Raw genomic sequence first — 6,000 nt, 5'->3', positions numbered from 1 at the left:
CGACATCACGACGCCAATGGGCGTCCGCGACCGCGCAGTGCTTCTCCTGCTTGCACGTCTCGGCCTGCGCGCCGGCGACATTTCGGGCATGCGCCTCGACGACATTGACTGGAGCGAGGGAACCTTGCGCGTTCGCGGCAAAGGACGTCGCGAGGTCCGGCTTCCGCTGCCCAGGACGCTGGCGATGCCGTTGTCGATTATCTGCGAGACGCCCGTCCGCCTGCCGCCTGTGAGCAGATTTTCCTGCGGACCGTTGCACCGTTTCGGCCATTGGTGAGCGCAAGTGTCTCGAGCATCGCCAGCCTTGCGCTTGGGAGGGCCGACATCGACCACGCGCCGTCCCGAGGCGCCCATCTTCTGCGGCACTCGGCGGCAACCAGCATGCTGCGTGCCGGCGCCACGCTGGACGTGATTGGAACCGTGCTGCGCCATCGGTCGGTCGACACCACCGCCCACTACGCAAAGGTTGACGTCGACATGTTGCTTCGGGTTGCCCAGCCCTGGCCGGGGTGTGCGTCATGCTGAGCCAGGATCTCGCACGCTATGTGGAACTGCAGCATAGGCTGGGCTTCAGGTTCCGCGTCCAGAACACGCTGTTGAAGAGCTTTGTTGCCTTCGCCGAGCGACACGACGACCGATATGTCCAAGCTACCCGCGTGTTCGAATGGGCGAGGCTTGCGCCTTCGCCACCGCAACGCCGCAACCGACTGCTGACAGTCCGCCGCTTTGCGCTGGCGCTGTCGGCCGAGGATCGGCGTCATGAGATTCCGCCCGCTGACGCTCTGGGCCACAGCCCGTTGGAGCGACGGATTCCGCATATCTACAGTGCGGACGAGATCGCCGCGCTGATGCAGGCGGCTACCCGCCTGAAGCCGGCAGGTTCGATCCGGCCGGTAATGTACGAGACCCTGTTCGGCTTGATTGCTGCCACCGGCATGCGCATCTCCGAAGCCCTCTCGCTTCAACTCGATGACCTGATCGCCGATGGTTTGATCATCCGACAGACCAAGTTCCACAAGAGCCGCTTGCTGCCGCTCCACGCCACGACATGGGACGCTTTGAACCGGTATTTGGTTGCACGCCGCCGGCTCGGTACCTTGAACAACGCGCTATTCGTTTCCGCCGCGGGCGTATCGCCAGCTTACAGGTACCGTGATCGCCAACTTCCTCCAGCTCGCGCGCTCGATCGGCCTGCGAGGAGGCCTCGGCCAACCGGGTCCCTGTATTCATGATCTACGGCACACCTTTGCCGTACGCTCCCTGGAGCAGTGCCGGCACGATCGCCATGCCGTCGGCCGCCATATCGTTGCCCTCAGCACCTACCTCGGCCCTGCCCACGTCACCGACACCTATTGGTACCTTCAGGCGACACCAATCCTGATGAGGCAGATTGCGGCGGTCGGCGAGGCCTTGCACCAAGGAGCTGTCTCATGACCGCGCTGGCTCCGCATCTCACCGCCTTCCTGCGCGAGCATCTGCCGCACGAGAAGCGAGCGAGCCCGCACACCTGCGCGGCCTATGCCTACAGCTTTCAGCTGCTGCTCTGCTTCGCGGCTGCCCGACTGCGGACCACCCCGTCCAGCATTGAGATTGAGCAGCTCGATCCGCCGCTCATTCTCGCCTTCCTGGAACACATCGAGGAAGGTCGCGGCAACTCGGCGCGCACCCGCAACGCTCGTCTTGCCGCCAACAAGGCTTTCTTCCGCTTCCTGGAGTATCGGCTCCCGTCCTGTCTGGATCAGGCGCACCGAGTCCGGGCGGTCCCGATGAAGAAGGTCGACGAGGCCCTCATCGGCCATCTCGCCCGTGACGAGATGCAGGCTCTGCTCGACGCGCCGGACCCGCGTCGGGTCTCCGGCATCCGTGATCGGGCGATGCTGCATCTGGCCTTCGCTGCCGGGTTGCGCGTATCCGAACTCGTCAGCATCCGCATCGACCATCGATCGCCAGACGGTCGCCAGCATCCACGTCATGGGCAAAGGGCGTCGCGAGCGCGTGCTGCCCCTGTGGAAGGAGACAGCGGCGGCGTTGAAGGCTTGGCTGGCGGTCCGCCCGGCGAGTGGCGACGCCGAGCTCTTTCTCAATTTGACGGGGCGCGCGATGACCAGGTCTGGATTCGTACGTCCGGATATGACCTGCCGCCGATACAAAGGGCGTCCTTAACCAAGCGTAAGCGGTGTTTCCGGGCCACCTTTCGGGAGTGATCGCGATCTGTGAGGTTGCCGATCCTGTATTGGGATCGGAGATAGGCTTGTGTCTGGACTTGACCTTACGCTTGACCCGGAGCGGCAGCCTCGGCGTTTCGAGGCGATCAACGGTGCTGGCGGCCGGCGTCACTGGTCGCTGGATGACAAGGCGCGGATCGTCGCGGAGACGCTGGAACCGAACGCAATCATTTCCGAAGTCGCCCGGCGTTATGGTCTCAGGCCACAGCAGGTGTTCGCCTGGCGGCGCGAAGCGCGCAAACAGACCGCTTCGGTGCAGCAGGAATCCCCGGCCTTCGTGCCGGCGGTGGTGACGCCTCCGGAACCCGCGCCGACGCGCCCAGCGCAGCCGCGGAAGCGGAAGGCGACCCGAGATGCTGGCCTGATCGAGCTCGAGATTGACGGCATCGCCATGCGGGTTGGCCACGGCGCAGACGCCAAGACGGTTGCGGCGGTGATCCGTGCGCTGAAGGCAACGTCGTGATCGGGCCGACGGGCGCCGTCAAGGTCATGGTGGCGACGAAGCCGGTGGACTTCCGCAAGGGTGCAGAGGGGCTGGCTGCGTTGGTGCGCGCGGCTGGAGGATGGCGAGTTCCGCTGGCCGAAAGTGCAAGATGGCGTGATGCGGCTGACGGCCACTCAGTTGTCGGCGCTGCTTGAAGGGCTTGATTGGCGGCGGGTTCATGAAGCCCGCCGGACGCGCGCTCCGGCGCAGGCGGGTTGATCCGCGACCAAGTGAATCAGCCAGGATTCCGCTGTCGCCCGGCACTGGCGAATATGGTCTGATCCGATCATGGCGATGGCGGCGGACCAGCTTCCCGACGATCCGGAGGTGCTGAAGGCGATGGTCCTGGCACGCGATGTCGAGAATGCTCGTCTGACCCAGATCATCAAGGAATTGCAGCGGCACCGCTTCGGCCGCCGCGCCGACAGCCTGCCCGAAGATCAACTGCTCCTTGGCCTCGAGGAGGCCGAGCAGATCGAAGCGGCAGGCGAGGAAGAGGCCGATCGTGCCGATCCTGCCGCGCGCAGGGAGCGCACCGCAAAGCGGCGGGCGAACCGGGGCGCGCTGCCGGCGCGTCTGCCGCGCATCGAGATGGTCGTCGACATCGAGGACCCTGCCTGCCCCTGCTGCCGCAACGGCCTTCACCGGATCGGCGAAGACGTCAGCGAACGTCTCGATATCGTGCCGGCGCAACTGCGCGTGATCGTCGTGCGCCGGCCCAAATATGCCTGTCGTGCTTGCGAGGACGTGGTCGTGCAGGCTCCGGCGCCCGCCCGGCTGATCGAGGGCGGTCTGCCGACCGAGGCAACGGTCGCCCAGGTTCTGGTCTCCAAATATGCTGATCACCTGCCGCTCTATCGCCAGGCGCAGATCTATGCCCGGCAGGGCATCAACCTCGACCGTTCCACGCTCGCCGACTGGGTCGGCCGCGCCGCCTGGCATCTGCGTCCAGTCCAGGAGCGGCTGCTGGAGAAGCCTCGCCGAAACTCTTTGCCGACGAGACCACGGCGCCGGTGCTCGATCCGGCCGCGGCAAGACCAAGACCGGGCAACTCTGGGCCTACGCTCGTGATGACCGACCATGGAACGGAAGCGACCCGCCGGGCGTCGCCTATGTCTATGCGCCGGACCGAAAGGCCGAGCGTCCGATCGCTCATCTGGCGGGCTTCACAGGAATCCTGCAGGTCGACGGTTATGGCGGCTATCGTGTGCTCGCCGACAAGAGCGGCGTGACGCTCGCCTTCTGCTGGGCGCATCTATGGACGCCCCCGACTTTGCAAGGACTTTATGCGCGGCTTCGGCAATGCCTGCGGCTGCAGTCATCTATTCGGCCTCTACGATGTGGAGCACCCTGCACCACGGGCCTTGATGGAATATCCGCGAACCGGCACCCAATCACGTTGCGCGAGCTCGAGGCTCGATGCGCCCAACGGGTTCACCCGGTCCCGGTACGCCCGGTCTTGCCATCACCTGCCTTACTTATCCTCACAACCGCATCGGCCCCAAGTCGGGCTGATCAGAATGACGGCAAAGATCATGCCGCTTCACGCGTCAGTGCGCCGTACGTTCCACCGTATCGCAGCAATGCCCACACAACTCGTGCCGTCTTGTTCGCGATCGCCACGACCGCAACATTGGCAGGCCGCCGGTCTCTCAATTTAGCGAGCCAAATCCAGGTGCGCCCTCGCCAGCGCATGAGCGAACGGCTGCCGTGAATCAGCAACTTGCGCAAATAGCCGTTCCCTCGTTTGCTGATCGAGCCGAGCTGCTCCTTGCCGCCCGTGGAATGCTGCTTGGGCACCAGTCCGAGCCACGCGGAAAAATGACGGCCGGATTTGAAGTCGGCCGGATCACGCATGGACGAAACCAAGGCACTCGCGGTGACAACGCCAACCCCGGGTATGGTCATCAATCGCCGGCAGGCGCTGGAACCTCTCGCGACGGCAACCAAGTTGCTGTCGATCCGGGCGAGTTTGGTCTTCACCTCTCTTAGCTGTTCGACGAGATAACGCAGCGCATGCCGCGCCACAGGCGGAATACGCGCTTCCGATTCATCTTCGATCAGAACGGTGAGAAGGCCGATGTTGTGTGCCCGGTTCGGACCAATTACCCCGAATTCCGCCAAGTGACCGCGGATCGCGTTGATCAACTGGGTTCTCTGGCGGATCAACATCTCCCGAACTCGGTGGATGACCAGGATCTCCTGCTGCATCTCTTCCTTGATGGGAACGAAGCGCATCGTCGGTCGCGTGACTGCTTCGCAGATCGCCTCGGCATCGGCGGCATCATTCTTGTTGGTCTTTACGTAGGGCCGAACGTATTGCGCAGGGATCAAGCGGACCTCGTGTCCCATACTGCGCAGCAGCCGACCCCAGAAATGTGCACCCGGGCAAGCTTCCAGCCCAACCAAGCAGCTCGGAAGGACGCGAAAGAATTGCTCCACGTCATCACGCCTGAGCTTCCGTCGGACAATTGCTCTCCCATGCTGGTCAGCCCCGTGAACCTGAAAGACTGATTTGGCAATGTCGAGGCCGACCACGTGAACTTCATCTCGCATGGCAATCTCCTTCTGTTTGACCACGCTCCATACTCCTCGCCACAGGGCGGAAGCGGAAGGGGGCGTCCATGCCATCACGTGCGCCGGCGCTTCTACGAACTCGGCGCAGCCGGTCCGGCGCCGATCGCGAGCGAGGCGCTCCGGCGCATCGCAGAGCTCTATCGCGTCGAGGACGACGTCCGCGGCCAGCCGGCAGACGCACGTCTTGCCGTGCTCCAGGAAAGTAGCCGACCGATCCTGGCCGAGCTCGAGCCGTGGCTGCGCGAGAAGCTCGGCCTGATCAGCCAGAAGACGAAGCTCGCCGAGGCGATCCGCTATACGCTGTCACGCTGGGAAGGGCTCACGCACTTCATCGGTGACGGCCGCATCGAGATCGACAGCAACACCGTCGAACGTTCGATCCGCCCTCTCGCGCTCAACCGGAAGAACGCCCTCTTCGCTGGCTCTGGCGGCGGAGCCGAGCATCGGGCTGTCGTCGCTTCTCTGATCGAAACTTGCAAGCTGAACGACGTCGAGCCGCTCGGCTACCTGGCCGACGTGCTCGCCAGGATCGTCAACGGCCACCCAAACAGCCAGATCGACGATCTCCTGCCCTGGGCCTACATCGCCAAGCCGGAGCTCAAGGCCGTGGCCTGAGAACACCGCTTACAACCAAGCGCCCTTCATTCTAGATTCTAGCTAGGCATAATCAAGGTGGTTCTGATGGCGCGGCGATGTCGCTGCGCAGTTTCCGCC

At 64.1% G+C, this 6,000-nt stretch carries 6 protein-coding genes and 3 pseudogenes; 8 read left to right on the top strand and 1 reads right to left on the bottom strand.

Features of this window, described 5'->3' with window-relative positions; genetic code table 11:
- The 7 genes and pseudogenes from M653_RS1000000137935 to M653_RS1000000134780 all read left to right on the top strand — a co-directional run.
- On the top strand, positions 1–277 hold a 277-nt coding region (locus M653_RS1000000137935; protein WP_027146431.1), incomplete at its 5' end, for a tyrosine-type recombinase/integrase.
- Positions 202–525, top strand: coding sequence for a tyrosine-type recombinase/integrase (locus M653_RS1000000138170; RefSeq protein ID WP_348626258.1), 324 nt, complete (start codon positions 202–204; stop codon positions 523–525). The genes M653_RS1000000137935 and M653_RS1000000138170, both read left to right, overlap by 76 nt.
- Positions 519–1,232 carry a tyrosine-type recombinase/integrase gene (locus tag M653_RS1000000134790; RefSeq protein ID WP_245262391.1) on the top strand — a complete coding sequence of 238 codons (714 nt, stop codon included), beginning with the start codon at positions 519–521 and terminating at the stop codon, positions 1,230–1,232. The genes M653_RS1000000138170 and M653_RS1000000134790 overlap by 7 nt, the downstream gene beginning before the upstream one ends.
- A 198-nt stretch (positions 1,233–1,430) precedes the next feature.
- On the top strand, positions 1,431–2,204 hold the full coding sequence (locus M653_RS1000000134785) for a site-specific integrase (RefSeq protein ID WP_245262390.1): 774 nt from the start codon (positions 1,431–1,433) through the stop codon (positions 2,202–2,204).
- A gap of 49 nt (positions 2,205–2,253) precedes the next feature.
- On the top strand, positions 2,254–2,688 hold the full coding sequence (locus M653_RS0128820) for a transposase (protein ID WP_027146427.1): 435 nt from the start codon (positions 2,254–2,256) through the stop codon (positions 2,686–2,688).
- Positions 2,685–2,928: pseudogene (gene tnpB / locus M653_RS1000000136290) on the top strand (IS66 family insertion sequence element accessory protein TnpB). The gene M653_RS0128820 and the pseudogene tnpB overlap by 4 nt, the downstream one beginning before the upstream one ends.
- 69 nt (positions 2,929–2,997) lie before the next feature.
- Positions 2,998–3,967: pseudogene (locus M653_RS1000000134780) on the top strand (IS66 family transposase); the annotation flags it as partial.
- A gap of 275 nt (positions 3,968–4,242) precedes the next feature.
- Here M653_RS1000000134780 and M653_RS01000000133845 read toward each other — a convergent pair.
- Positions 4,243–5,265 carry an IS110 family transposase gene (locus tag M653_RS01000000133845; RefSeq protein ID WP_032936374.1) on the bottom strand — a complete coding sequence of 341 codons (1,023 nt, stop codon included), beginning with the start codon at positions 5,263–5,265 and terminating at the stop codon, positions 4,243–4,245.
- Between the two features lie 75 nt (positions 5,266–5,340).
- Here M653_RS01000000133845 and M653_RS01000000133840 point away from each other — a divergent pair.
- Positions 5,341–5,901: pseudogene (locus M653_RS01000000133840) on the top strand (transposase); the annotation flags it as partial.
- Between the last annotated feature and the right edge of the window lie 99 nt (positions 5,902–6,000).

Origin of the sequence: Mesorhizobium sp. WSM3626, from assembly GCF_000513935.1 — a bacterium.
In the GTDB taxonomy this organism is placed as follows: domain Bacteria; phylum Pseudomonadota; class Alphaproteobacteria; order Rhizobiales; family Rhizobiaceae; genus Mesorhizobium; species Mesorhizobium salmacidum.
This window is presented reverse-complemented; position numbering and strand designations above follow the sequence as displayed.

What these genes read in the sequence shown, in the direction of transcription:
- M653_RS1000000134790 (WP_245262391.1), top strand. Translation starts at nt 519, where the DNA reads ATGCTGAGCCAGGATCTCGCACGCTATGTGGAACTGCAGCATAGGCTG.
- M653_RS1000000134785 (WP_245262390.1), top strand. Translation starts at nt 1,431, where the DNA reads ATGACCGCGCTGGCTCCGCATCTCACCGCCTTCCTGCGCGAGCATCTG.
- M653_RS01000000133845 (WP_032936374.1), bottom strand. Translation starts at nt 5,265, where the DNA reads ATGCGAGATGAAGTTCACGTGGTCGGCCTCGACATTGCCAAATCAGTC.